Here is a 25,464-nt window from a genome sequence, read left to right as displayed (position 1 = left end):
AGACAGGGTATGGGGGAACCACTGCGGCAGGACGAGATCACCGCGCTGGCCAAGGCGTTCGCGCCCGGTCCGCCCGCGCGTGGCCTGCTCCTGGAGGCCGAGTTCCCGCCGGAAACCCTCCCCAGCGCCTTCGGTGTCTCGGCCACGGACTTCTGGAGCATGGTCGCCGAGGCCGTCGCACTGGGTCAGGTCCCCGACGGCAGATGCCGGTTGATACGGGCGGCGGCCGCCCGGCTGCCCGCGAACGAGGTCTTCTCGCGCGCCGTGGACGGCTGCCAGGACCCGCTCGGCGGGCGCGGGGACCTGCGCGTCCTGGTGGTCGGCGCGCAACCCCACGGCCTGCGGCGGCTGCGCGCCGACCGCGAGCTGCGGATGATCATGGCAGCCGCCGAACTCGGCCACCTGGAGGTGGACTTCCGCCCTGCGGCGGCCGTGACCGATCTGCGCAGGCTCCTCGACCGACCTGCCGACGTACTGCACCTCGCGTGCCACGGCGACGGCGGCGACCTGCTCTTCGAGGACCCGACGGGTGAGGAACAGCGCGTCCCCGCCGACGAACTGGCCCGCACCCTGACCGCCTACCGTGACCATGGCGGTGTACGGCTGCGTGGTCTCGTGCTCGGCAGCTGCCACGGAGACCTGACGCTCGGCCCCCTGCGCGGACTCGCGGCCGAAGGCGTCGCCCACACGGGCGTGCTCGACGACGAATGCGCCGTGGTCTTCGCCGGCCACCTCTACCGCGAGCTGCGCACGGCCCCGTGCCTGGTGTCCGCCGCGATACTGGCCGCGCGGCACACCGCGCTGGACGACGACCTGTGCCGGTCCCTGGAGGACGGCCTGATCGTCTGGCCCGAACCGGGCCCGCGAGGGGGTGCCCCGTGACCGGCGGCGTCGACGCGGGGCTCGCGGCGTGGGCGGCGGCCCACGCGCGGTCGGCGGGGCGCGATCCGGGGGAGGTGCCGGAGGCTCCGGCGGCACCTCGTGTGAGGGGTGGGGTAACCGCCCACAGGAGACATGTACTCAAGGGACACGATCCACTGCCGTACATGGCGATGGCGTGGTCGCCCGAGGGACTCGGTGCTCCCCTGTTGGCGACCGGGAGCGCTGACGGAACCGTGCGGGTCTGGGATCCGGTCACGGGTGAGACGGTCAGGGCTTTCAGGCACCGTACGGATCGTCCCGACACTGGTCCGGGGGAAGCCGTCAGTGACCTCGACTGGTACGTCTCGCCGGACTCCGGGGACCTGCGTCTCGTGACCGTCGGCGCGGACGGGGTCCTAAGCGTGTGGAACGCCTCGACGGGCGTGTTGCTGGACTCCCTGCAGATCGGACCCGAACCTGTCGTTGGCGTGGTGTGCCTGCAGGACTTCGACGACATCCTGCTCGTCGCCATCGACAGCGATGGTGTCGTCCGTGCCTGGGAGCCGCACACGTGGCGGCTCCAGTACTCGGTGGACTTGGGGCGGGGTGGGTTCCCTTCCCTGAGCCACCGCCGGCTCGGCGACGGAAGACACGTCCTGGCCGTCGGGCGGGGAGGCGTGCATGCCGTGCTCCTCGATGGCCGCGCCGGGGTAGTGCTGGGGGAGCTGGGGATGCCGAGCGGCGTTCGCGGGTTGACCGGCCGTGCCCCGGTCATCATGTCCACCGGCGTGGTGGAGCGAGAGGACGGATCGCTGATCGTCGCGGCCGGGTGGCCGGAGGACGGCGGGCGGATCACGACCTGGAACGTGGACGACCGTCGTTTCAGAGCCTGGCACCGGGGCGACCCGCTTACGAACGTCCCCCCGATGCCGGCCTGGCAGGCGGCGTCCTTCACCGGACACGCGGAGGGCGTCCTTTCCGTGTCCTGGCTTCGGATGCCCCACACGATCCTGCTGGGCAGCGCGGGCAGTGACGGCGTGGTGCGGATCTGGAGCGGCAACGACCAGTGCGTCAGCGAGATCGAGACGGCCGTCGCGGCCAACTTCCTCGCCTGGGGCCCGGCCCGCGCGGCCGACGTCGCGATGCTGGCCGTGGGCTGCCTGGACGGCGACGTACAAATCTGGGAGGTCCATTGCCCCACTGACCTGTTGGAGCACAGGACGACGCCCAGGGCGACCGCGAGAAGCAGTTCCGTGGTGGTGACGGGCGGCGACGTGGTCAGCGCGGGGCCGGCACCGACCCAGGCCGTCGGGTGGGACGTGTCGCAGGAGGGACCGGCGCGGCTGCTGGCGGTGAGGCGGGGGCATGATGAGCAGCCTGCCGCCGTCCTGCGGATGCCCGACGGCACGGTGGTCTCCGCGGTCGGTGCGCCCGGCAGAACGTGGGTGTTCTCGGAAGACGAGAACCACCCCCGCGGGCTTTTCCGCCATGGCGAGCAGACGGTCCGGAGCGTCGCACTCGTGGAGTCCGGTCAGGGACACGTCCTTGTCGCGACAGCAGGCGAGAAGCACGGCGTCCACATCGGCGAACTCTCTGCGAATGGAACGCTCACGGAGCCCCCGGTGACACAGCCCTCAGGCTCTCCCACCACGGCGGTCGCGTTGGGGGCCGGGACCGGCCCCATCCTGCCCACGGTGCTGGCTGCCGCCACCAGTCGCGCTGTCCACATCTACCTGGTGGCCGACGGCTCGCTGCTCGCGGACCTCCCGACACCGGATGCCGCACACGGTATGGCCTTCACCGCCCGGCCCGGCGTCAGCGCACTGCTCGCCGCAGGCGGTACGGACTACTTGGGCGTCTGGGAGTCGTGGGACGGAACCCTCTGGGAGAACGCGGCACCGATCATCTCGGTCAGCGGCCAGGTGAGATCCGTCGACTGGGCCCGCCTCCCTCACGACGGCCGCCTGCTCGCCGCCGGCCTCTCCGGCGGACGCGTCCTCGTCTGGGACTGGCCGTACCGGAACTTGTTGTTCGAGGCACACGCCCCCGTCGGCCGACTCGCCTCCGTCGCCCTGGCCGTCGGCCCGGACGAACGCGTCTGGCTCGCCGTCGGCGGCAGCTCCGGGTGGATGACGTACGAACTGCTCGTCGCACCAAGGGAAGAGGGAACCCCCGCTCCCCCGTTCCGGATGGCCGGCACCGCCGCCGCCCGCACCGCCGTAGCCACCGACGTCCGAAGCGTCGCCATGCCCGGACTCTTCGCCCTCGGCCAGGCCGGGATGTGGCAGCCGCTGGGCCTCCTGGAGGACATGCTCACCCTCACGGCGACCACCCGGGACCGACACCTGCACGACGACCGGCTGGGCGCGCTGCGTGACAACCCGGGAGTACGCAGGCTCCGGGAGCTGGAGTGGCCCGCGCGGTCCCGGGTCGCGTTGGCGGGGCTGCTGCTCGCGGACGCCGACCAGAGGGAGGTGTGGGTGCCGCCCGAGGGCAGTGGGCCGGCCCAGTGGAGGGCGGCGTTCCGTGCGGTGCCCCCGGTGGCCGCGCCCAGTGAGCCGCCACCGGGCCCCGCTCCGGGGGAGGTCGCCGCCACGGCGGACCGGGTCGGTGAACGGACGGTGGCGATGCTCACGCTGTTGGGGCCGGACGTCGCCGCCGCCGACCCCGGCCTGGTCCTGCGGCTGATCGGCCGGGAGCACGAGCTGCCTCCGCTCGGCGCGGAGGGACTCAGGCTGCTCGCCGCGGCTTCACTGGAGCACGGTCGGATGACCACGCGCGTCGGCACGTCCACCCACGTTCCCGGTGCGGTCGGAGTGAGCCGCCATGGACTGCCGGACCGTCTGCTCCACACGCAGCTCGCCTTACCCAAAGATATTCTGATGGTGCGTCAGGTGACCAATGAGTTGCTGTACCGCCAGCACTCCGCCTTCGTTCCGCCCCGGCCGACGCCCGTGACCCTCGTCCTCGACACCACGCCGCCCGTCTTCGGCCGCGCCGAGGGGCTGCTGCGGATGGTCGGGCACCTCGTGACGCTGTCCCTGTGGCAGCAGGGCGAACACCCGTTGCTGGTGACGGCCGGGAAGCCCGCGGAGGTGGTGGAACTCACCGGACCGGCGCAGCTGATCGAACTGTGGACGGCCCGGACGCTGCATCCACCGGACCGCACGCTGCCCGTGGCGCTGGACACGGCCCGGGGCCTGCACCGTCCAGTCGTCCTGCTCACCCATCAGCACGCACCGCTACCGGACCCCGTGCCACACCTGCGCCTGGTCACCACCTGCCAGCCCGGAGAACCGCCCGCCGTGCGCCCGTCGAACGGTCACCACCACGTCCTGCCCCCCGACCCGCCCGCGGACCGGCTGGTGTCGGTCGTCGGGGAACTGCTCACGGCCGAGGAGAGGCGGTACCGGTGACGGACGCGACGACGGGGGAGGAGGAGACGGCAGCGATGGACCCGACGATAGCGATGGACCCGACGATGACGAGCCGGCACGGTGCGGACGAGGCGCGCCCCGTGTGGCGGCCCGCCCTCTTCGCCGAGCCGTCCGGGAACGGCCGAGTACGCTGCACGCTCTGTCCCTTCCGGTGCGACCTGGCCGACGGCCGTACCGGAGTGTGCCGGGTGCGCCGCAACCGGTCAGGTGTCCTGGAGACCGCCACCTTCACGGCCGCGGCCACCCATCTGGACGCCGTCGAACGCAAGCCGCTGTACCACGTGCGCCCCGGCTCACGGGTGCTGACGGTCGCCGGACCCGGCTGCACGTTCCGCTGCGACTACTGCGTCAACCACCGGCTCTCCCAGTACGGGCGCGCCGACGGCTCGTCCTGGCGGGGCGCCCCCGCCGACGCAGCGGCCCTGGCCGCACGGGCGGCCGAGGAGGGAGCCGCACTCGGACTGTCGTACTCCGAACCCGGGCTCGCCCCCGAGCTGACCCTGGCCCTGGCGGAGGAAGCCGAGCCCCTCGGTGTGCCGATCGTGTGGAAGAGCAACGGATTCCTGACCCGGCACGCCATCCGCCGGGTCGCGCCCGTCCTGCTGGCGGTCAACATCGACGTCAAGGCCGCCGACGAAGCAGCCCATCTCCGACTCACCGGAGCTCCGCTGAGGCCCGTGCTCGACGCGGTGGAGCTCTTCCGCGAGGAGGGCGTCTGGGTGGAGGTGAGCACACCGCTCGTTCCCGGGGTGAGCGACGAGCCGGGCCAACTCGGCGCCATCGCGAGGACGCTGGCCGCGGTCGATCCCGCACTGCCGTGGCATCTGCTGCGTTTCACACCGGACTTCAGGATGACGGCCGAGTCCCCGACCGCGCCCTCGGCGCTGCGTACGGGCCGGGACATCGGCGAGGAGGCCGGGCTGCTCCATGTGTACGTGGAGCGGGCCCTGGGGGAGGAAGGGCGGACCACCCGCTGTCCGTCCTGCCGATCACCCCTCGTACGACGCGGGCTGTGGAGCACGACCCTGAACGAGATGAGCTCGGACGCGTGCGCGCGGTGCGCTCATCCGGTACCCGGACGCTGGGGGAGGAACGATGACTGACCATGTCTTCGTGGAGGCGCTGCCCGACCTGATCGACGCCGAGGAGTACGCGGACCATCCGCACGGCGACCTGGTGCGGCTGCGGATCACCGTGACCGGGTCCGGTGTCCAGATCCTGGGCGACGGGATGCGCCCGGCCGCCGTGGAGGCCGTTCTCGCCGCGATGGACGCGCCCGAGATGGAACAGATGCTGTGCGGCTAGACGACCCGAACGCCGGCCGGACGACCGGCGACACGGACAGGGCCACCACGTCCGCCGAGGAGTTCGAGATGCTGCTCGGTATCGAGGCGGGATACGACCCACGGCCCGCCGAGGAGGACACGGACCCGGACACCCCCGTGGTGACCGGTCTGTCCTCGTGGTGGAACCACCGCCTGTGCACGGTCTGCGGCCACAGTTTCCGCAGGGGGGACCGCGTACGGGTCGACCGTGCCTCCCGCACCGTGACGCACCTCGATCCGGCGCTGCACTGCGCGGTGCCGCGGGAGCGGGACAGCGCAGCCGGATCGGGGGACGGCGACGCGGAGACCACCGCCTTCTCGGAGGGACTGCTCGCCGCCTGGCCGCCCCCGGTGCCACTGCTCCGGATCCCGCCGGGTGACTGGCGGCTGCCGAACCCCCAAACGGGGTTGCGCGCACCGGTCTGCCTCTACTGCGGCCACACCTTCCGGGCTGGGGAGTACGTGATCGTGTGCCCGTGCCGGCCCGACGAGCGGGCCTGCGGAGCCGCGGTCCACCGGGACCCGGCGGCGGGACTCTCCTGCTGGGAACGCTGGCGTCCCGACGGCACGGTCACGGTGTGCCCGGTGACGCTTGCCCGGGTGAGGGACCGTCGGACGTGAACGCGGACGGCGGAGGGGACCGCTTCGACCGGCAGCGCCGGATCTCGGGATGGGACCAGCGACGGCTGGAGAAGGCGACCGTCGTCGTGGTCGGAGTGGGCGCGCTGGGCAGCGAGGTGGCCAAGAACCTCGCCCTGGCCGGTGTCGGACGGCTCATTCTCTGTGACCCCGACACCGTGGCACCGTCCAACCTCAGCCGCATGGCACTGGTGGGAGACGGCGACGTGGGCCGCTCCAAGGCGGAGGCCGTCTCCCGGGCGCTGCGCGGGCTGCACCCCGGCGGCCGCGCCGAGTCGCGCACCGCCGACCTGGTCACCGGAGTCGGCCTCGGTGAGCTCGCCGACGCCGATGTCGTGCTCGGCTGCCTCGACTCCCGCGGGGCCAGGCTTCGGCTCCTCGGCCGCTGCGCGCTCGTGGACGCGACGCTGATCGACGGCGGCACAGAACCCTGGGGCGGTGAGGTGCGCCTGCGCCGGACGGCGGATGAACCCTGCTACAGCTGTGCGCTCCCGGCCGGGGACCGGTCCACGGGCGACCAGCCGTGGAGCTGCCAGGACCTCGCCGAGGCGGGCCCCGCCGCGTCCTCGATCGCCTCCACCGCGCTGATCGCGTCCTGGATGTCGCTGGCGGCGCTGCGCGTCCTCCTCGGCCTTCCGGTGCCGTACTCCCTGCTCAGGGTGGACGCACCCACGGGCGTGAGCACACCGGTGGCCGTACGGCGCGACCCGGACTGTCCCCGGCATCGTCCGCTCGGCGAACCCGTCGGAACGCTGTCCGTCTCCTGCCGGGCCACCGTGGGCGAACTGCTCACCCTGCTGGAGCCGGACGAGGAGCCCCTTTCCTGGACCGAGTTCGTCGTAACCAGGGCCTGCCCCTCATGCGGCCATTATGCTGAAAAAAGGCGAATAAACAGTACTCCACTGGATATTGATGATTTGTCATGTCATCAGTGTGGCTGTCTGGTCAGGCCCGGATACAGCCAGCGGCTGCGCATGGCGGACCAGGACGCGCGGCTCGACGCACTGGGCATCGCTCCGGAGGAGATCCTGTCGGTCCGCCGGCCGGAGGGGGGATACGCATGGCGACGTCTGGAGAGATGAGTCGGCCGCCGAGGCGGGGACGGTCGGGACGGGCGCGCGCCCAGGACATACCGATCACGACCGAGGACCGCAGGCTGCTGCTGCAAGTGGTCTCCGTCATCTACCGGAACATGGACGCGGCCAGACTGCTGCTGGACAGCATCGGCTTCCCGTCGAGCCAGGTGCCGCAGTTCACCAGCTCCATCAACTTCTGGAACGAGATCTTCTTCCAGATGGACCAGGGAGCGGTGGCCGCGCCCTACCGCCAGACACTCGAAACGGCCCTCCAGACGTACGGCTCCCACCCCGACCTGCTCGACCTCGCCGAACAGTACGGCCTGGTGGAGGCGGCGCCCGACGAGGCGGGAACCGAACCGGCGGACACCACCCCGACCTGCCACGTCATCGTGCGCGCCGAGAACGAGGAGACCCGTCAGGCCGCGTGGCACCTGCTGGCCGAGGCGGGACAGGACCCCACGGAGGTGTGGTCCACGGCGCACGCGGTCTCGTACCAGGTCTCCGAGACCGACCCGTCCGCGCTGCGCGGACAACTGGAGCGCACCGACCTCGGCTGGACCGTCGTCCCGCCGGGCCGGCCCGACCACCTCCTGAACCTCCTCTACGTCCAGGGCCCCGACGGCCGCCAGTGGCGGATCACCGACGCCCCGGCCGCGCAGACCGTCGGCAACGTCGCGGCCGGGATCGTCGAGCAGTACCCGGGGATGGACACCAGCGTGCCCACCGTCATCGACCACGACGGCCCGGGAGGCGTGCGCCGCAGACTGAATCCCGACAACACACTGGACGAGGAAGGCGTGCGCGACGGCGACAGGATGCACGTCGGTTTCGAGGCGACCGCGGGGGCGACCCACCCGCTGGGGCGGCAGGACGCCCTCTACCGGGTACGCAACCAGATCCTCCGCTTCGCCGAGCAGAACACCGTCCTGGAGATACGGGTCAACTCGACGACCCTGCCCACGGAGTACCAACTGCGCTTCGACCGGCCCAGCTTCGGGCCGCCGGCGGCGCGCGGCGGCGGCCCTGTTCGCGTCGACCGGCACGCGGTCCTGATCCAGCTCGGGCCGGAGTTCCCGGACACCGCGCCGTACGTCTTCTGGGAGACACCCCTCTTCCACCCGAACGTCTTCCCCAACTACGACTGCGAGCTGTTCCGCGCCCACCCGAAGAGCCGGGGCGCCGTATGCCTCGGAGACCTCGCCGAGTCCTACGTCCCGTCACTGGACTTCGGGGACGTGTGCCGGGTCCTGATCGACATCGCGGCCTACCGCAACTACGGCATCGAAGTGGAGGACGGTCCCATCGACGCGCGCGGAGAGTTCGCCACGCACACCAACTTCTTCGATCCTCTGGCGGCGCGGTGGGCCAGGAGCGAGGAGGGCAGACGGAGCATCGCGGACATCGGCGGCTTCCCCGAACACCGAGTACGAGGCCGCCGCGTCCAGTACCGCAACGTGGTGGAAGCGGTCGACGGGACATGACGACCCTCCAGGTCGAGCTGTTCCGCAGCGACGACTACGTGAGCGCGGGGCAGGTGCCCCTGCTGCCGCTGCTGCGCCGGGTCTTCGAGCCACTGATCGGCCAGTCCCTGGCGGGTACCCGGTTCGAGCTGCTGTTCCTCCCCGTGGCCGACAGCCGCAGGCTCTCCGGCCCGCCCTCGCTGGTCAACCTGCGCAGCAGCCACGGATACGTCCAGGTGCGCATCCTCCACAACGGCACCGTGGTGTACCAGCACCCCCACTCCGTACGGGAGATCATCGCTCGTCCGCTGCAGCAACTGCTGGTCGACCGCGGGCCGCAGGAGTCCCACTGGGGATTCGGGGTGCGCGGCCCGGGGCTTGACCGGATCGCTCTGGTACGGCCCGTTCCGGACGTCGTGAACCAGGTCGACATCTCGCGCGGCGGACGCGGGGCCCGGCTCTTCCACGTGGAGGAGGTTCGCAGTCCCGAACCGCCCCACGCGGACCTGGCGTCACTCGGCGTCGACGAGCCGAAGCCCCAGGAAGAGCAGGACGAGACGTCGCGCATCGGGGTGGTCGTCGCACCCTCGGTCGTGCGGGAGCTCGTCGGTGAGCTGCCCTTCTCGTCGGAGGTCGAGGAAGGAGGCTTTCTCGCCGGACACGTCTACCGCGACCAGCACCGCCCCGAGGGGCATCTCGTGCGTGTGAACGCGGCACTTCCCGCCGAGCGCACCGGTGCGTCCATGTTCCACTTCACGTTCACCGGCGAGAGCTTCCTGCGCATCAGCGCACTCCTCGCCTCCCGCGGCCGCGACGAACAACTGCTCGGCTGGTACCACACCCACCTCTTCCAGGCCACCAGCGCGATAGGACTGTCCTCCATCGACGTCGATCTGCACACCTCGACCTTCCACCAGGCGTGGCAGGTGGCGGCACTCGTCAACATCTCCGCGGACGGCGGGCGGATGCTGCGCTTCTACCACGCCGACGGCCGCGAGATGAGGCAGGCACCGTACTGGGTGGCACGCCGATGAACGCCGAGACGACCGCACTGCGCGTACTGACCTGGACGGCGGCGCCGCAGGGGCAGCCACCCCACGGCCCGCTGTGGGACGTCACCGGCCTGCGGGACCCGGGGGAACCCGTGCGCTCCCGGCTCGCCGAGACCGCCCGCACCATGGCCGCACGGCTCGGCGCCGGGAATCCACCGCTCGGAGAGCGGAACCCCACCGTCGGTACCGGTGCCCTGCTGCTGGCCGCCGCCATCGGTGGCAGGGGGCAGCCGGCCGCCGCGCGGGCACTGGCCGAGGCCGCGGGCCGACGGTTCCCGTCCCGGCGCTCCCCGCACACGGCCAGGTGGTACGACGCCCTGGCCCGGCACGCCGTGGTGGCACCGGCGGTGCTCGCGCTGGGGCCCGGAAACGGTGCCGCCCGGCGGGCCACGCCCGCACCGGCCACCGGCGCGGTGCACGCGGTGGACGGCCCGCCGACGGACAGCGCGCCGATCGAGGAGACCCTGCTGGGACTCTCGCCGCTCACCGCCGTACTGCACCGCCCGTCCCACCGCAGACTCAGAGGCGGCCTGACCGCGGCGGAACGCGGCACGGCGGCCCTGCTCCTGACTCGGGCGCGCGGCCGGGAGATGCTCATCGGCGCTCTGTCCCGCTGGTCCCCCGATCCTGCCGTGCTGAAGTGGCGTACCGAACTCGTCACCCAGCTCGACGAACAGGACCCCGAACTGATCCTGGACGTGTGCACCGCGGCCCGTCTGCGCCACGCGGACCAGTGGGACACCCGGCTGCGCACGGCCGCCAAGAGTCTGATGCTGGACGGTCCGGCGGACCACCTGGCCCTGGCCACGGCCCGGTTCTGGGCGCCGCTCGCCACCAAGCGGCGCGACGGAACCGACCTCGCCCGCGCCCGGCCGCTCCTCAAGGGCTACGAGCAGGCCATCCGTCTCGTCCACCAGTACGGCCTCTCCAGGGCAGGAACCGCATGACTCCACCGCGCAGACGAACTCTCACCTTCGCTCCCGTCGATCCACGGGGATTCGAGTCCCGGCACCTCATGGCCGCGCTCGACGCCCCGGACCTGACCCTGGGCGAACTCCTCGACGAATACCCCGCCCTGAGCCTGGAGCCGATCCGTCCGGAACTGCTCCGCCTCAAGCTCACCTCACTGGTCATCACCTCGGTGGCCGAACCGGACCCGACCCGGCCCCTGTACCTCGTACCCGGCAGCGCTCTGTCCGGCCTCGGCGGCACCGGGGCACCCAACGGGGCGGCCGGTGGCGACAGTTCGGGCGAACACGAGGGCGACGACACATCGGCCCCGTCCGGCACCGCGGACTCCGGGCCGCCCGACGAGGCCCCCCTGCCCGCCGCCGGACATCCTGAACGGCTCAGCGAACGGCAGGCCGTCCTGGCGGCCCACGACATCGACATCAACACGGCCGCCACCTATCTCGCCAGCGGCCTGTCCGTCCTGGTCCGTTGCGAGAAACTCCTCGTCGAGCATCTCGCCGGAGAGATCGCCGGCCGCTCCGGACGGCCCCGGCGCATGGTGCGTGTGGCCGGCGGCGGTTCGGGCACCCCCGACCCGATACGGCAGCTCGCCCCGGACCGGCGCGCGGCGCTGATGACATCGCTGCAGACCGAGGTGGCCCAGGCGCAGTCCGGAGACGTCGTCGTCATCCCGCACCTGGATCTGCTGGCCGGCGGCAGCGACGCCGCCCTCAGCGGCGAGGCCCGGGAACTGACGGACGTCGTCTACGAACGCAGCGGTACCGTCCTGCTGGCCTTCACGGACCCCTCCCTGGTGATCCCCGAAGTACTGGCCAACCGCTTCGACGTCCGCCTCGCGATGGACATCCTGCCCAGGCTGGTGCCCGTCGCGGGAGAGGGGACGGCTCCCATCGGACAGGCGCTGGTCACGCGGGACGAGGCCGAACTCTTCGAGGGGTTCGAGGCCGTCGAGCTCTACAAACACGTCGCCGGCATGAACCCGGTGAGGCTGCGCCACGCGCTTCACTTCGCCCGCGGCCGGCGCCGCGGCACCCACCAGGACGAGAACGGGGCGCCGGAGAAGGACAGGCCGCGTTTCGACGACCTGCTGCACGAGCTGCGCATGTTCAAGGCGCGCACGTCCAGCTCCTTCGAGATCCCGAACGTACCCCTGTCGCAGATCGGCGGATACCACGACGTCAAGCAGGAGCTGACAAGGGCGGTGGAGATCATCGGCGGGGCCGTCTCCGACCGGTACGGTCTGTCCCCGCAGCTCGCCCATGACCTGGTGCCGCGTGGCTTCATCTTCCACGGGCCCCCCGGTACCGGGAAGACACTGTTCGCCAAGGCCGTCGCCAGCATGCTGGGCGGCACCATCCAGGTCGTCTCGGGCCCCGAGGTCACCGACATGTACGTCGGTGAGAGCGAGCGCAAGATCCGGGAGATCTTCGCGGAGGCCCGCCGCAACGCGCCCGCGGTGCTGGTGTTCGACGAGTTCGACTCCATCGCCGCCCGCCGCAGCGGTCGCGAGGACGGCGGCAGCCGGGCCGGCAACGCGATCGTGGCGCAGCTCCTCACCGAACTCGACGGCTTCCGCCCCGACGTGCCCGTCCTCATCATCGGAACCACCAACCGCATCGACCTGATCGACGACGCCCTGCTGCGCCCCAGCCGCTTCAGGCCCGTCAAGATCGACCTGCCGGACGAGGAGGCCCGCCGCGCGATCGCGGCCGTGCACGCGCGCCACTTCGAGATCTCCGCGACCGACGTCCTCCTGGACGCCATCGCACGGGCCACCGAGGGCATGAACGGCGACGAGATCCGCTCGCTGTTCCGCGACGCCCGGGCCGACCAGCTGGTGGGCCCCGGCCGTCGCGCGCCGGACGCACGGCGCCTGGGCGAACTCATCGGCCAGCTGCGCCTGGCCCGGCAACAGCGCGAACTCGACAAGGCCCAGCCGGTCGGAAGCCCCCCGGAGGGCGCCCGGCGAGGACTCTCCCTGCTGATCACCGGGGGAGGGAGCGCGTCCGCCGGTGTCGTACAGGTCGGGGAGGACGCCCCCGAGGACACCGCGGAGGAGGAACCCGCACCGTGACCACCGAAACGGACATCGACCAGGCCGTCCGACTCCTCGCCCTCGGCTACACCAACCGCCTCGACGAGCTCAAACAGCACTTCGTCGGCCGGGACGAGGTCGTCGACCTGCTGGGTCTCGCCTCCCTCTGCCAGGAACACATCCTGGTCATCGGACCACCCGGCACGGCCAAGACAGGACTCCTCGACCGGTTCTGCCAGATGCTGGACACCCGGCCGTTCCACTATCTGCTGACCCGCTTCACCGAGCCCGCCGAACTGTTCGGTCCTCTCAACATCGAGCGGTTCCAACAGGAGAGCGTCTTCGAGGTCAACACCGAAGGCATGCTTCCCGAGGCCCGGATGGCCTTCCTCGACGAGGTGTTCCAGGGCAGCTCCGCCATCCTCAACACTCTGCTCACCCTCATCAACGAGCGCACCTTCCACACCGGCCGCAAGATCGTCCGCACCCCTCTGATCACCCTGGTCGGCTCCTCCAACGAGATCCCCGCCGACCCGGTGCTCGCCGCGTTCAGTGACCGCTTCCTGCTGCGCTGCACCCTCGACTACGTGAAGGACGACGAGGTCGACGACGTACTGACCCTGGGCTGGAGGAACGAGCAGGGACGCATCGCACGCGACCCGCTCGGTGAAGGGGACGGCCGGCTCACCGAGGAGGACCGCACGAGGGTGAGCGTCTCCCCTCACGATCTGCGCACCCTGCAGCGGGCGGTGGCCGACGTCGACGTGTCGGACATCCGTCGCGGCTACACCAGGATCCTCCAGGACTTCCGGGCCGAGGGCATCGCCTTCTCCGACCGGCGTGCCGTCCGTGCGCAGAAGGTGTTCGCGGCCTCCGCGCTTCTCGCCGGCCGCGGCCGGGCGGCGGTCTCCGACCTCGCGCACCTCGTCCACCTGTGGACCGATCCGCGCGACGAACCGTCGATCCGGCGGATCGTCGCGGACCACGGAGTCCCGGTCCAGGAGACCGGTGTCCGCATCCGCGAGCTCTTCGAGATCCTCCAGGTCGACCTCCAGGAGATCGTCGCCCGCAGGGACCAGGCCGACTCGCGCGAGCAGCTCCACGAACTCATGCGGCGGACCCAGCGGCTCGCCGCGGAGCTGCGCCGTGACCACCCCGCCGAACACGAAGCGCTGCGCACGGTGCAGCGCGAACAACGCACGACCGTCGAACTGTTCCGCGAGTTGTACGGCGACGAAGGGCTTTACTGATGTGCAATCCCCGACGAGTCCGGGTCCGCGCCACCCGAGAACTCGCCCATGCCTGGGAGCAGGAGATCCGCCGCCGGGTGACCCGCACGGGCGAGGCACAGGGCGAGGCCCGGATCCGCGAACCGCTCGGCGAGAGCGTCGGCGCCCCCGCCCTCGCGGCGCTGCCCGCCGTGCTCGCCCGGACACCGGGCTGGGAACAGGATGAGGACGGGCTCTTCCGCCATGACCTGCACGGCGGCTCCGTCGTCTATGACCCGGCCACCCGGGAACTGGAGATCTCCGCCCGGGTGACCGCCACGGTGACCGCGTCCGGTGAGGCCGCCACCTCCGTACGGGCGGAGGTGCACGACACCGTCGAGGCGGAGGGCGAGGGCATGTACTACGACGACAACTGGGGCGGCCGCACCGAGGAGGACGCCACCCGGGACGCCCACGAGGACCTGGAGCGCGCGTTCGCCGCCGCACGCGGGCGTCGTATGGACGAGGAACGAAGGCGGGCGGAGGACCGCGAAGGCGAGGCACTGGACCAGCAGGCCGCCGCCCGCGCGGACCGGGCCTACGCGGCCGCGGCCGACGCGCGGACGGCCGAACTGCGGGCCGCGGCGGAGGATTCCCTGTTCGCCGTGGGCGTCGAGGGGCGCAACCTCTTCCACCGGGCCCTCGCCGAGGCCTACCGGGACGCCCTGCTCGCCTACGCCCGGCAAAGGGGCGCCGAGCGGCTGAACGTCAGTGAGACGGACGGCGTGCTCGAGATCGAATTCGACCTGAGGGTATGAGGGAGGGACATCATGCGAGTCCGGGTCAGGTTCCGCTACCGCGCCGACACGGGGGAGGTGGAGCTCTTCCAGGTGGAGGACCTGCGCGAGGGTCCCGCCCTGGCCGACCACGACGCCCGGCACCACCGAGCGGCCGTCGACGTCGCCGGTGTGGTGGAGAACGGCGCCCTGGTCGAGGAGGTGCACCCCGGCGGGGACCGGGCGCCGGTTCGTGAGCACGGGACCCCGGAGACCGCCGAAACCCCCGCGACCCCCAGCACCCCGCAGCGCGAGCAGCTTCATGACCGGTAGTCGCCTCTACGTCCGCGCCGGCCAGGCATACGAGGAGGCCGGCCTGCCGCTGGACGCGCTGCGCTGCTACCGGGCGGCGGGTGCGCATCGGCAGGCGGCGGATCTGCTGGTGGGGATGGGCGACCACGAGGGAGCGGTGGGGGAGTACGAGCAGGCCGGCGTGCTCGAGATCGCGGGTTGGATCGCGGTCCACCACCTCGCGAGTCCCGCCAAGGCCAGGGGAATGGTCGCGCATCTGGAAGCGGCCGCCGAACAGGACCCGTTGGGGGACGGGCACGTCTCCCCCTTTACGCTGCCGCATCGGCCCGCACCGCGGCGGGACGACAGCCCGTCCTCACTCCGTGCCCTGACACTGCGGTACCGACTGGTCGTGGCCCGGTGCGACCTCGCGGAGGGCGGCAGCACCCGGGCGATCCTGCCCCTGCTCGCCGAGGTGAGCGCGGTGCTCTCCGAGCCGGAGGCCGCCTACGACCGGTTCGCCGAGGAGTGGGCGGTGGCCGTCGCCGAGTGCGCCGGACGGCACGACCAGGTCGCGTTGCTGTTCGCCGCGTCGGTCCGGGGCTATCGGCTGGGCGCCGCCCAGCGCTGGCAGGAGTGGGCGCGCCGCGTGCAGGGCACGGAGCTGTCGATTCCGTCCACCCACGCTCTCGGCACCCTCGGATCCGTACTCGAAGGCGTTCCCCTCTCCGCACAGGGCCGGTTCCAGCGGCCCGAACACTCGGGATGATCCATGGCACGTCGCAGAAGGGGCTCGACGCCCCGATTCCCGGAGCAGCGTCCGCCGATCGGCGGCATCCAACCCGTCGAGGACGGGGAACCGGCCGCGCCCCCCGTGCCCCTGCGCGCCGTCGAGGTTCCGCGGTCCCGGAGACGCAGGCCCGCACCGCCCGTGCGCGTGGCCGGCCGCTTCCGCACGGCCTCCGCGGCCCTCACCCTCGCCGGCCAGATGCCGCTCACCGACAGCGGCGGTGGGGCGGGATGCTTCCGCGGACCGGAGCAGCACGACTGGTGGGTCGTGGTGGAGCTCTCCCTCGAAGCGGTACGGGAGATGACCAGCGCGTCCGGAGGCCGTGTCTACGTCGAGGCGGACGGCGCGTTCGTGCGCGACCGGGGCTGGGGCAGGGCGCCGGCCGCAGACAACCTTCCGGGGCAGGCGGTACCGCTGAGCGCGTTGGTCGCCGTGACACCGCTCGACCTGATGCGTGCCGCCGGCCTGCGGACCGTGGCTCCCGCCCCGCTGCGGGAGGCCGTGCTGCTGATGCCCGGTCCACGGGTCTCCGCGGTGATACGCCGAGCCCTCGACATCGGGCTGACGACGCGATACCGGACCGTAGGGCTGGCGCCGCTCTTCCGCTCCCCGGAGAACGGGGTCCGCTCTCCGGGGAACGGGGAGCGCCCCGGTGACGGGCCGTCGCCGGACCAGGAAACGATCGTCACCCATGAAGTGCGGCTGACCGCCGCCGACGAGTCACCTGTCCCGGCGTCGCTGGTGGCGGCCCTGGAGCGCGACCCCTACACCCTGGTGTGCCGCCGTGGTGGGGAGTTCCTGCTGGTACAGCACCGCAGGAGCGCACCGCTGGCCGACCGTCGGCTGGAGGAACTGGCGGGCGGTGACGTCTGGCTGCTCGCGGACAGCGTCCACGGGTGTGCGCGCGTGCGGCCGCTCGGTGACTTCTGTGACGGAGCCGCGCTGGTGACCCTGTCCGAGGACCACGCGCTGACGAATGCCACGCAGGATCCGACCGGAGGGCGCGAAGCGGCGCTCCCCCCGGAGCCGACACCACTGACCCTGGTCCGCGACCGCACCCCGCACGCAGCGGTCGACGCCGTCCTCCTGGACACCGGCGACCGCGATCTGCTCCCCGCACTGCTCGCGGGCCGCCCGCTCGCCGACTCCGCCCTGCTGACCGCGGGACGTGACCGGCATCTGCTCACGGCGCCCGGTGGCGTACTCGAACAGCTCCCGGTGGGAGACCCGTTGTACTGCCTCGGGCCGGGAAACCTGTTCCTGCCGCTGGGCCACCGCACGCAGCCGCTACTTCCGCCGACCGCCCGCACACGGCTGTTCCCCGCCGATCCGGGCACAGCCGTCGTCCTGCTGGCGGACCGAACCCTGGTCTTCGACCTCACGCGTCGCCGACCGGTCTGGGACCTGTGGGCGGGACCGCTCCCGGAAGTCGACGTACAACTGCCGGGCGAGGCGGAGGACGGGCTGGCCGCCGTGGCCGACCTCGTGACACCGCCCCCCGCACGGCCGTCGCCGGAGCGGCGTCGCGTGCTGGACGGAGTGCTGCGTCGCGACCGAAGCCTGCCGCGCACGTGGCGCGACGAGGCATACGACGCCGAACTGGCCGGTGAACTGGAACACGCGGCGGACATCCACCTGCGTCACCGCAATCCCCGGGAGGCGGCACGGCTTCTGGAGCGCGCCGCCCAACAGCGCGGATGACGGGGGCGGCGGGGCGGCGAGCCGTCAGGACACCGGCGGATCGCCCGCCGTGCCCCTCAGACGTCCAGCACCTCCCGCACCACCACCGGCATCCCCGTCCCGAACGACCGGTTCGCCGCCAGCCCCGTCACCAGTGACCGCGCCCCGGCCACCCCGTCCGCCGCGCGGCGCAGCGGGTCGGGCGCGGTCGGCCGTTCGCCGAACAGGTCGGCCAGCATCCGTACGTCGCCGCCCCCGTGCCCGCCCTCACCCGTGGCGACCTTGATCTCGCGCGGCGGCTCCCAGAAGCGCCGTACCAGCAGCTCCGTCCGCCCCGCCTCGTCACCGACCTCCGTGCCGTGCAGGACGGGGTCGGAGCCGTTCGTCCGTGCCCGGGGGCGGGTCCATGTCGATTCCTCGACGAGCAGTTCGATGCGGCCTTCGCTGCCGTTGAAGGCGATGCGGTAGCCCTCCCAGGGGGCGTACGCGGTGAGGTGGTACGTCAGTGTCGCGCCGGACGCGTAACGGACCAGCACCGCCATGTCGTCCTCGATGGTGACCCCGGGGGCGAAGACGTTCTGGTCGCGGTGGTAGCCGTCTTCGTGTTCGGCGTCCAGGTACAGCGAGGTGAGGACGGAGGAGTCGGTCAGGTGGACGGCGAAGGGGTCGTCCTGGGCCGCCGGGGAGCCGTGGGCCCGGGCGTAGTTCCGGGCGAGACCGCGGCGTCCGCCGGCTTCGTCGCCGTAGAAGAAGAGGCCGCCCTGGGCGTAGACCGTCTCGGGTCGGCTGTCGAGCCACCAGTTGACGAGGTCGAAGTGGTGGGTGGATTTGTGGACCATCAGGCCGCCGGAGTTGGCCTTGTCGCGGTGCCAGCGGCGGAAGTAGTCGGCGCCGTGGCGCAGGTCGAGCAGCCACTCGAAGTGCACGGAGCCGATCTCGCCGATCTCCCCGGCCGCGATGAGTTCCCGTACGGCTGAATGTGCCGGGTTGTAGCGGTAGTTGAAGGCGACCCGGACCTCGTGGCCCGTGCGGCGCTGTGCTTCCAGGATGCGGCGGGCCTTGTCGGCGTCCGTGGTCATGGGCTTCTCGGTGACCACGTCGCAGCCCGCCTCCAGAGCGCGCACGATGTAGTCGTCGTGGGTGCGGTCCACGGTGGTGACGACGACGAGGTCGACGCGTTCGCGGCGCAGCATCTCGTCGAAGTCCTCGGCCGCGTACGCCGGTACGGGAGTACGGCCCGGGTGCGCCGCCGCCAGCCAGTCGTTGTGGACGGCCATGCGGTGGGAGTTGACGTCACAGAAGCCCACCAGCTCGATCCGGTCCGCGTAGGGGCCCGCCAGGGCATCGGTGAAGAGCTGGGCGCGGGCACCCAGACCGACCACGGCGGCGCGGCGGTTGCGTGGGGATGCGGTGCAGGGGGCTTGTTGTGACATCCGGACCTTCCCTAGGGTCGTGCGGGCGTGGTGGAAGCGCTTTCTACCGTAAGGGGTGACCCATTCATGCCCGGAAACAGGACAAGGATGTCCTGGAGGTCCCGAGCCGCGGCCACGGCACTCGCGCTCTGCGCGGTGCTGGCCGGGTGTTCAGAAGGGGACGGATCGAGCAGCGTCGGCGGCAAGGTCGTGCTGCGCTACACCTGGTGGGGGAACCCGGACCGAGCGGCCAGGACCCAGGAGGCCGTCGACCTCTTCGAGAAGAAGAACCCCGGAATCGAGGTGCAGACCTCGTTCTCCGGATACGACGCCTACAAGCAGAAGCTCGCCACCCAGGCCGCCGGTGGCGACGCCCCCGACGTCATGCAGCTCGACTACCGCATGATCGACCAGTACGCCTCCGGCGGCGTCCTCATGGACTTCGCGAAGCAGCAAGGAGCGCTGGACACCGGCGAGTTCGACAAGGGGCTCCTCGCCACCGGCAAAGTGGACGGCAAGCAGTACGCGATCCCGCAGGCCCGCGGCACCGAGACCGTCGTCTACGACACCGAGCAGTGGAAGGCCAGCGGCGTCGAACCGCCCCGCCAGGGATGGACCTGGAGCGAATGGGCCGACGCCATGCGTGCCCTCGCCGAGAAGACCGGCAAGCCCGGTGCCACCGACCCGGGACAGAGCGAGGACGCCTTCGAGATCTGGCTGCGCGGCCAGGGCAAGGCCCTCTACACGAAGGACCGGAAACTCGGCTTCACCGCCGACGACCTGGCCCGCTGGTGGACCTTCACCGACAAGCTCCGCCGCGAAGGCGCCGTCTCCTCGGCCGAGCAGACCACCCAGATCGACGGCACCGTCGAGAACACCCCGCTCGGACGCGGCACGGCCCTCTCCGACACCAACTGGGACGCGCCCTCCAGCGGTTACCTCGCGATCATCCCCAGCGGGGTGACCCTCGCTCCGATGCCCGCCGGCGAGGACGGCACACCGGGCCAGTACTTCAAGCCCTCGATGTTCATGGGTGTCGCCGCTGACGCGAGTCATCCCAAGGAGTCCGTGCGGCTCGTCGACTTCATGCTGAACGACGCGGAGGCCGCGAAGATCCTCGGCGCCACCCGAGGCATCCCCGTCAACGAGACCCTCCGGGACGCGATCGCCCCCGAGCTCAAGGACTTCGACAAGACCGTCTACGACTTCCAGGCCTCCGTCGAAGGCAAGCTCAACGCTCCGCCCCAGGCGCCCCCTTCGGGCGACAGCGCGCTGCAGACCACCTTCCAGCGCGACTACGACCAGGTGTCGTACGAGCGCATGTCGCCCCGCGAGGCGGCCGAGAACTACATCACCGAGGCGAAGGCGGAGCTGAGGTCATGACCACCACGCAACTGCCGACAGCGGCAGAACCACGGCGGGTCGAGGTGCCGAAGAAGCCGCCGCGGCGCCAACGCGAGGGTGCCGCCTGGGTGTTCCTCTCGCCCTGGGTGCTCGGCGCCTGTGTGCTGACGCTGCTGCCCATGGCCGTCTCGTTCTACCTCTCCTTCACCGACTACGACCTGTTCAACTCGCCCAACTGGGTGGGCCTGCGCAACTACACGCAGATGTTCACCGAGGACCCGCGGTACTGGCGGTCCGTGGGCGCGACGCTCATGTACGTCGTCATCGCCGTGCCCCTGCAACTGGCCCTCGCGCTCGTCGTCGCCCTCGCCCTGAAGAACATGAAGCACGGCAGGGCCTTCTACCGCTCCGCCTTCTACGCGCCCTCCCTCCTCGGCGCCTCGATGTCCATCGCCCTGGTCTGGCGGGCGATCTTCAACGACGGCGGCACGGTCGACAACCTCTTCGGCACCGGCGGCTGGGTCAACAAGCCCGGCTGGGCGCTGTTCGCGGTCGCCCTGCTGACGGTGTGGCAGTTCGGCGCACCGATGGTGATCTTCCTCGCCGGACTCCAGCAGATCCCGGGCGAGTTGTACGAGGCCGCCGAGGTGGACGGGGCGAGCCGTTGGCGTCAGTTCCTCTCCATCACCGTGCCCATGCTGTCCCCGGTGATCTTCTTCAACCTGGTGCTCCAGACCATCCAGGCCTTCCAGGTCTTCACCCCCGCCTTCGCGGTCAGCGCCGGCAAGGGCGGGCCCGCCGACTCCACGCTCTTCTACACCCTCTACCTCTACGACCGCGGCTTCGTCGCCTCCCACATGGGCTACGCCTCCGCCATGGCCTGGGTGCTGCTGATCGCCATCGGCGCCATCACCGCGGTGCTGTTCCGCACCTCGCGCTCCTGGGTCTTCTACGCCTCCGAGGGGGACCGATGACCACCACGACGTCAACTCCCGCTGTCCGTAAGCCGATCGCCTGGCGTCGTGTCGCCCTGCACGCCGGATGCCTGGCCGCGCTCCTCGTCATGCTGTACCCGCTGGCCTGGCTGCTCGCGACCTCCCTCAAGCCCGCGACCGAGGTCATCGCCAGCCTCGACCTGCTGCCCAGCAAACTGGAGTGGTCGAACTACAAGACAGCGCTGGACGGCGTCAACGACGTCTCCGTCACCCAGCTGCTCACCAACTCGCTGCTCATCGCGGGCGGCGCCGTCATCGGAAACGTCATCAGCTGTTCCCTCGCCGCGTACGCCTTCGCCCGGCTGCGGTTCCGCTTCCGGGGACCGCTCTTCGCGTTCATGATCGCGACGATCATGCTGCCGCACCACGCCGTGCTGATCCCGCAGTACATCATCTTCAACCAGCTCGGCATGGTGAACACGTACTGGCCGCTGATCCTGCCGAAGTTCCTCGCCACGGAGGCCTTCTTCGTCTTCCTCATCGTGCAGTTCATGCGCGGGCTGCCGCGTGAGCTGGAGGAGGCGGCGCGGATCGACGGGTGCGGGCCGTTCCGCAGTTTCTTCAGCGTCATCCTGCCGCTGACCAGGCCCGCGTTGATCACCACGGCGATCTTCACCTTCATCTGGACCTGGAACGACTTCTTCACCCAGCTGATCTACCTCTTCTCGCCGGAGAAGTTCACGCTGACGCTGGCGCTGAGGTCGTTCGTGGACGCGTCGAGCACGTCGGCCTTCGGCCCGATGTTCGCGATGTCGGTGATCGCGTTGCTGCCGATCGTGCTGTTCTTCCTCGCCTTCCAGCGGTTCCTGGTCGAGGGCATGGCGAACTCCGGGATCAAGGGGTGAGCGGGGTGCGGACGACCCGTGAGGCGGGCGAGATCTTCGGGCCGCGCATGACGCTGTTCGCGGACGTGCTGAGCGTCGGGCTCGCCACGGCCGTGGCCTGTCTGCCGCTGGTGACCGCGCCCGCCGCCCTGTCCACGGCGTGCGCGGTGCTACGGGGCGTACGCGAGGACCGGCCCGCCACCGCCGGGCGGTACGTCGCGCTGCTGAGGCGGCGGCTGCGCCTGGGCGACCTGGCCGCCGGGGCCGTCGCCCTGGCGGGCGTGCTGCTGGCCCTCGGCGACCTGGCGCTCGCGCGCGTCGGGCTGCCGGGCGCCCCGGCCTTCGCGGTCGTCGCCGCGGCCATCAGCGCGACCGCCGTCGTGGTCGGTCTGCGCGCCTGCGGCCGCCCCGAGTCGGTCACCGACTGGCCCGCCGCCGTACGGGAGGCGGCCCGCGACACCGTACGGGACGTGGGGGGCAGCGGACTCGTCCTGCTCGCCCTGGCGGCGGCCGCGCTGTGCGCGTGGGCACTGCCGCCGTTGCTGTTCCTGGCGCCGGGCCCGCTGGCCATGGCGCTGACCGCCGTCCACGTACGGGACACTGGGGCGAACCCGCGGGAGACCACGTGATGGGCCGACGGGCCTTCCTCGCCTCGACCGCCACCACTGCCACCACCGTAGGGACGACGAAGGTCCCAGAGAGGACCCCCAGCGTGGCCGACGCCCCGGAATCCCGACTGGACGCCGACTTCCTGGAGTTCCTCACCACGGCGGCCGACGCCCGCGCCGCCGCGCTCCTCACCGGCTACCCGGCGCACATCACCGAGCTGCGGGAGAAGGGCCGGGCCCGCTCCACGGCCCGCGCGCTCCGCACGCTCACCTCCGTCCACGTCCACGAGGACTCGGCGTACCACCACTCGGCCGAACTCCTCGCGCCCATGGCGGAGCTCGCCGACGCGCTGGCGGACGAGCAGGAGGACGGCCTGTGGGACCACGGCACGGACGGCTCGCCGCCGGACACCGCGTTCTCCGTCGTCGACCTGAACATCACCCACCACCTGCTGCACGAGGACGGCCACCGGTCGACAGCCGCCCTGCGCAAGGCGATCGAACGGATCCTGCGCGCCGCCGGCCCCGCGCTCGCGACCGGCGGACTGCACACCGCCAACCACCGCTGGCTGGTGTGCGCGGCCCTCGCCCGCATCCACCGCAGATGGCCGCACCCCTCGTACCGCGAGCGGATCGACGCCTGGCTGGCCGAGGGCATCGACCAGCTGCCCGGCGGCGAGTACAGCGAGCGCAGTCCCACGTACTCGGCGGTCGTCACCAATCCCGCGCTGCTCGTGCTGGCCCGGCACCACGGGCGGACCGACCTCTACGACACCGTGCGCGCGAACCTCGCCGCCACGCTGTACGTGATCGAGCCCAACGGCGAGGTGGAGTCGGTCCACTCGCGGCGCCAGGACCAGACGACGCTGCGGTACCTGCCCGAGTTCTGGATGCAGTACCGGGAACTGGCGATCCGGTACGGCGACGGGCGGTTCGCCGCGGTGGCGCGGCTGCTGCGGGAGCGGGGCGCCGGACAGACCATGGGAGAGACCCCGCTGGGCGACCGGCTCGCCCAGGTCCTCGACCAGCCCGAGCTGGCCCGGCGGCTCCCCGAGGCCGCCGACCTGCCGACGGACTTCGAGCACCACGACGCGAGCTGCGGGCTGGTGCGCGTGCGCCGGGGTGCGCGCACCACGAGCATCTTCGGCGGCACGGACTTCCCGGACGTGCGCGCGATCTCCTCCGGGTTGTCCAGCAATCCCACCTTCTTCAAGATGCGCAAGGGCGCTGCCGTCCTGGACTCGGTGCGGCTCGCCCCGCAGTTCTTCTCGCTCGGGCACTTCCGGTCGGAGGGCCTGGAGCGCACCGACGAGGGGTGGCGGCTGTACGCGGAGATGCGGGGTGCCTTCCACCATCCGCTGCCCCGGCAGCACCGGCGTGAGGACGGCGCCTACCCCCTCACCGACGACGGCCGCTTCTTGTCCGCGATGGACTTCCCGCACCGGCCGAAGGACTACCGCACGCTCCGTACGGAGATCCTCGTGAAGGAGGCCGGGGACGGAGCGTGGGACCTGGACGTCGAGCTGTCCGGTGCCGCGTGCCCGTTCGCCCTGGAGCTGTGCTTCCGGCGCGGCGGCACGCTGAGCGGGGACGGACTGGAACCGGTGAGCGGGTCCTCGGACACCCACCAGCTCGTCGCAGGCGAGGCCTCGTACGCCGTCGGTGACGACCGCATCACCTTCGGCCCCGGCAACGGCAAGGGCGGACGGCAGCCGGCGGTCGTGGACGCGGGGGAGCGGTACTCGTGGATGAACGGTTCGAACACCCCGGACGGAGTCCGCGTACTGATCACCGGCAGGTCGCCGCTGTCGTACCGGCTCGGGCTGCGCTGAGGGCCTCCGGGGGCGTGGAGTGGTGTCGGTGTCACAGAGGGCGACGAGGTGGGAAATTCGCGGGTGAACGGGCTCACGGTGTTTGAGGCGGCCCCGGCGGGGCGACCCGTGTGAGCCCAGGGTCCCCCTACGCCGTCCGGGACGGAGCCCCGCGATGACCCCCTACGCCGTGGTGATCCCGACGCTCGTCCGGGACACGCTCGCCGACTGCCTCGCCGCGCTCGCCGCCGCGATCGGGCCGGCGCCCGCCGAGATCGTGCTCGTCGACGACCGGGCCGTGCCCGGGCCGCTGGCGCACCCGTTGAGCGTGCTCGGGAACCTGCGGGACCGTACGACGATCGTGAGCGCCGGTGGCCACGGGCCCGCCGCCGCCCGGAACTCCGGGCTGTGGCGGGTCACGTCGCCGTGGGTGGTCTTCCTCGACGACGACGTACAGGTCGGACCCCACTGGTGCGAGCAGGTGGCCGCGGACCTGGAGGAGGCGTCGCCCGACACCGCCGGGGTGCAGGGTGTGATCACCGTGCCGTTGCCGGCGGAGCGCCGCCCCACGCACTGGGAGCGGTCCACGGCGGGGGTGGCGCGGGCTCGGTGGAGCACCGCCGACATGGCGTACCGCACGGACGTCCTCAAACAGGTCGGTGGCTTCGACGAGCGTTTCCGGTACGCCCACCGCGAGGACACGGACCTCGCGCTGCGCGTCCTGGACGCGGGGTGGCGTGTCCGGCGGGGCGGGCGCGGTACCCGGCTTCCCGTGCGGCCCACCGGCCGGTGGGCGTCGGTACGGGCCCAGCGCGGCAACGCCGACGACGCGTTGATGCTGCGGCTGCACGGGGCGGGGTGGCGG

Annotated in this window: 22 protein-coding genes; 21 read left to right on the top strand and 1 reads right to left on the bottom strand. The window is 71.7% G+C overall.

What is annotated here, in order from left to right:
• From FNH08_RS15005 to FNH08_RS14935, 15 genes are all read left to right on the top strand, one after another.
• On the top strand, positions 1-882 hold an 882-nt coding region (locus tag FNH08_RS15005), incomplete at its 5' end, for a CHAT domain-containing protein (protein ID WP_152771976.1).
• Positions 816-4,277 (top strand): hypothetical protein, encoded by a 3,462-nt coding sequence (locus FNH08_RS15000; RefSeq protein WP_322724531.1) that lies wholly within the window; start codon positions 816-818, stop codon positions 4,275-4,277. The genes FNH08_RS15005 and FNH08_RS15000, both read left to right, overlap by 67 nt.
• Positions 4,274-5,401, top strand: coding sequence for a radical SAM protein (locus tag FNH08_RS14995; protein ID WP_322724529.1), 1,128 nt, complete (start codon positions 4,274-4,276; stop codon positions 5,399-5,401). Before FNH08_RS15000 ends, FNH08_RS14995 begins: the two co-directional genes overlap by 4 nt.
• Entirely contained in the window at positions 5,394-5,603 is a 210-nt protein-coding gene (locus tag FNH08_RS14990; RefSeq protein ID WP_152771974.1) for a radical SAM-modified peptide, FtsH ternary system-associated, read from the top strand. The genes FNH08_RS14995 and FNH08_RS14990 overlap by 8 nt, the downstream gene beginning before the upstream one ends.
• A complete protein-coding gene (locus FNH08_RS14985) occupies positions 5,594-6,244 on the top strand; it encodes a hypothetical protein (RefSeq protein WP_152771973.1) in 651 nt (216 codons plus the stop codon). The genes FNH08_RS14990 and FNH08_RS14985 overlap by 10 nt, the downstream gene beginning before the upstream one ends.
• Complete coding sequence (locus tag FNH08_RS14980; RefSeq protein ID WP_322724527.1) at positions 6,241-7,344, top strand: ThiF family adenylyltransferase; 1,104 nt, start codon at positions 6,241-6,243, stop codon at positions 7,342-7,344. The genes FNH08_RS14985 and FNH08_RS14980 overlap by 4 nt, the downstream gene beginning before the upstream one ends.
• On the top strand, positions 7,323-8,822 hold the full coding sequence (locus tag FNH08_RS14975; protein WP_152771972.1) for a hypothetical protein: 1,500 nt from the start codon (positions 7,323-7,325) through the stop codon (positions 8,820-8,822). The genes FNH08_RS14980 and FNH08_RS14975 overlap by 22 nt, the downstream gene beginning before the upstream one ends.
• Positions 8,819-9,835, top strand: coding sequence for a JAB N-terminal domain-containing protein (locus FNH08_RS14970; protein WP_152771971.1), 1,017 nt, complete (start codon positions 8,819-8,821; stop codon positions 9,833-9,835). The genes FNH08_RS14975 and FNH08_RS14970 overlap by 4 nt, the downstream gene beginning before the upstream one ends.
• A complete protein-coding gene (locus tag FNH08_RS14965) occupies positions 9,832-10,800 on the top strand; it encodes a hypothetical protein (protein ID WP_152771970.1) in 969 nt (322 codons plus the stop codon). The genes FNH08_RS14970 and FNH08_RS14965 overlap by 4 nt, the downstream gene beginning before the upstream one ends.
• Positions 10,797-12,899 carry an ATP-binding protein gene (locus tag FNH08_RS14960; RefSeq protein WP_152771969.1) on the top strand — a complete coding sequence of 701 codons (2,103 nt, stop codon included), beginning with the start codon at positions 10,797-10,799 and terminating at the stop codon, positions 12,897-12,899. Before FNH08_RS14965 ends, FNH08_RS14960 begins: the two co-directional genes overlap by 4 nt.
• Positions 12,896-14,110 (top strand): AAA family ATPase, encoded by a 1,215-nt coding sequence (locus tag FNH08_RS53525; protein ID WP_322724524.1) that lies wholly within the window; start codon positions 12,896-12,898, stop codon positions 14,108-14,110. The genes FNH08_RS14960 and FNH08_RS53525 overlap by 4 nt, the downstream gene beginning before the upstream one ends.
• Positions 14,110-14,886, top strand: a complete 777-nt coding sequence (locus tag FNH08_RS14950) for a molecular chaperone DnaJ (RefSeq protein WP_152771968.1) — start codon at positions 14,110-14,112, stop codon at positions 14,884-14,886. The genes FNH08_RS53525 and FNH08_RS14950 overlap by 1 nt, the downstream gene beginning before the upstream one ends.
• 12 nt (positions 14,887-14,898) lie before the next feature.
• The gene (locus tag FNH08_RS14945) at positions 14,899-15,177 is read left to right on the top strand and encodes a hypothetical protein (protein ID WP_152771967.1); all 279 of its coding nucleotides are present in this window, start codon (positions 14,899-14,901) and stop codon (positions 15,175-15,177) included.
• Complete coding sequence (locus FNH08_RS14940; protein ID WP_152771966.1) at positions 15,167-15,904, top strand: hypothetical protein; 738 nt, start codon at positions 15,167-15,169, stop codon at positions 15,902-15,904. The genes FNH08_RS14945 and FNH08_RS14940 overlap by 11 nt, the downstream gene beginning before the upstream one ends.
• A gap of 3 nt (positions 15,905-15,907) precedes the next feature.
• A complete protein-coding gene (locus FNH08_RS14935; RefSeq protein ID WP_152771965.1) occupies positions 15,908-17,626 on the top strand; it encodes a hypothetical protein in 1,719 nt (572 codons plus the stop codon).
• A gap of 56 nt (positions 17,627-17,682) precedes the next feature.
• Here the strand turns inward: FNH08_RS14935 and FNH08_RS14930 are convergent, their stop codons facing one another.
• Positions 17,683-19,038, bottom strand: coding sequence for a Gfo/Idh/MocA family protein (locus tag FNH08_RS14930; protein WP_152771964.1), 1,356 nt, complete (start codon positions 19,036-19,038; stop codon positions 17,683-17,685).
• 66 nt (positions 19,039-19,104) lie between these two features.
• Here FNH08_RS14930 and FNH08_RS14925 point away from each other — a divergent pair, with 66 nt between their 5' ends.
• From FNH08_RS14925 to FNH08_RS14900, 6 genes are all read left to right on the top strand, one after another.
• On the top strand, positions 19,105-20,400 hold the full coding sequence (locus FNH08_RS14925; protein WP_152771963.1) for an ABC transporter substrate-binding protein: 1,296 nt from the start codon (positions 19,105-19,107) through the stop codon (positions 20,398-20,400).
• A complete protein-coding gene (locus tag FNH08_RS14920; RefSeq protein ID WP_152771962.1) occupies positions 20,397-21,335 on the top strand; it encodes a carbohydrate ABC transporter permease in 939 nt (312 codons plus the stop codon). The genes FNH08_RS14925 and FNH08_RS14920 overlap by 4 nt, the downstream gene beginning before the upstream one ends.
• On the top strand, positions 21,332-22,201 hold the full coding sequence (locus FNH08_RS14915; protein WP_152771961.1) for a carbohydrate ABC transporter permease: 870 nt from the start codon (positions 21,332-21,334) through the stop codon (positions 22,199-22,201). The genes FNH08_RS14920 and FNH08_RS14915 overlap by 4 nt, the downstream gene beginning before the upstream one ends.
• Positions 22,198-22,809, top strand: coding sequence for a hypothetical protein (locus FNH08_RS14910; protein WP_322724521.1), 612 nt, complete (start codon positions 22,198-22,200; stop codon positions 22,807-22,809). The genes FNH08_RS14915 and FNH08_RS14910 overlap by 4 nt, the downstream gene beginning before the upstream one ends.
• An 83-nt stretch (positions 22,810-22,892) precedes the next feature.
• Positions 22,893-24,620 (top strand): hypothetical protein, encoded by a 1,728-nt coding sequence (locus FNH08_RS14905; RefSeq protein ID WP_322724519.1) that lies wholly within the window; start codon positions 22,893-22,895, stop codon positions 24,618-24,620.
• A gap of 154 nt (positions 24,621-24,774) precedes the next feature.
• A partial coding sequence (locus FNH08_RS14900) for a glycosyltransferase family 2 protein (protein ID WP_152771960.1) occupies positions 24,775-25,464 on the top strand: 690 nt, incomplete at its 3' end.

The organism is Streptomyces spongiae (genome assembly GCF_009377185.1).
Lineage (GTDB): Bacteria > Actinomycetota > Actinomycetes > Streptomycetales > Streptomycetaceae > Streptomyces > Streptomyces spongiae.
The sequence above is the reverse complement of the archived record's forward strand: the minus strand, read 5'-3'. Positions and strand labels throughout refer to the sequence as shown.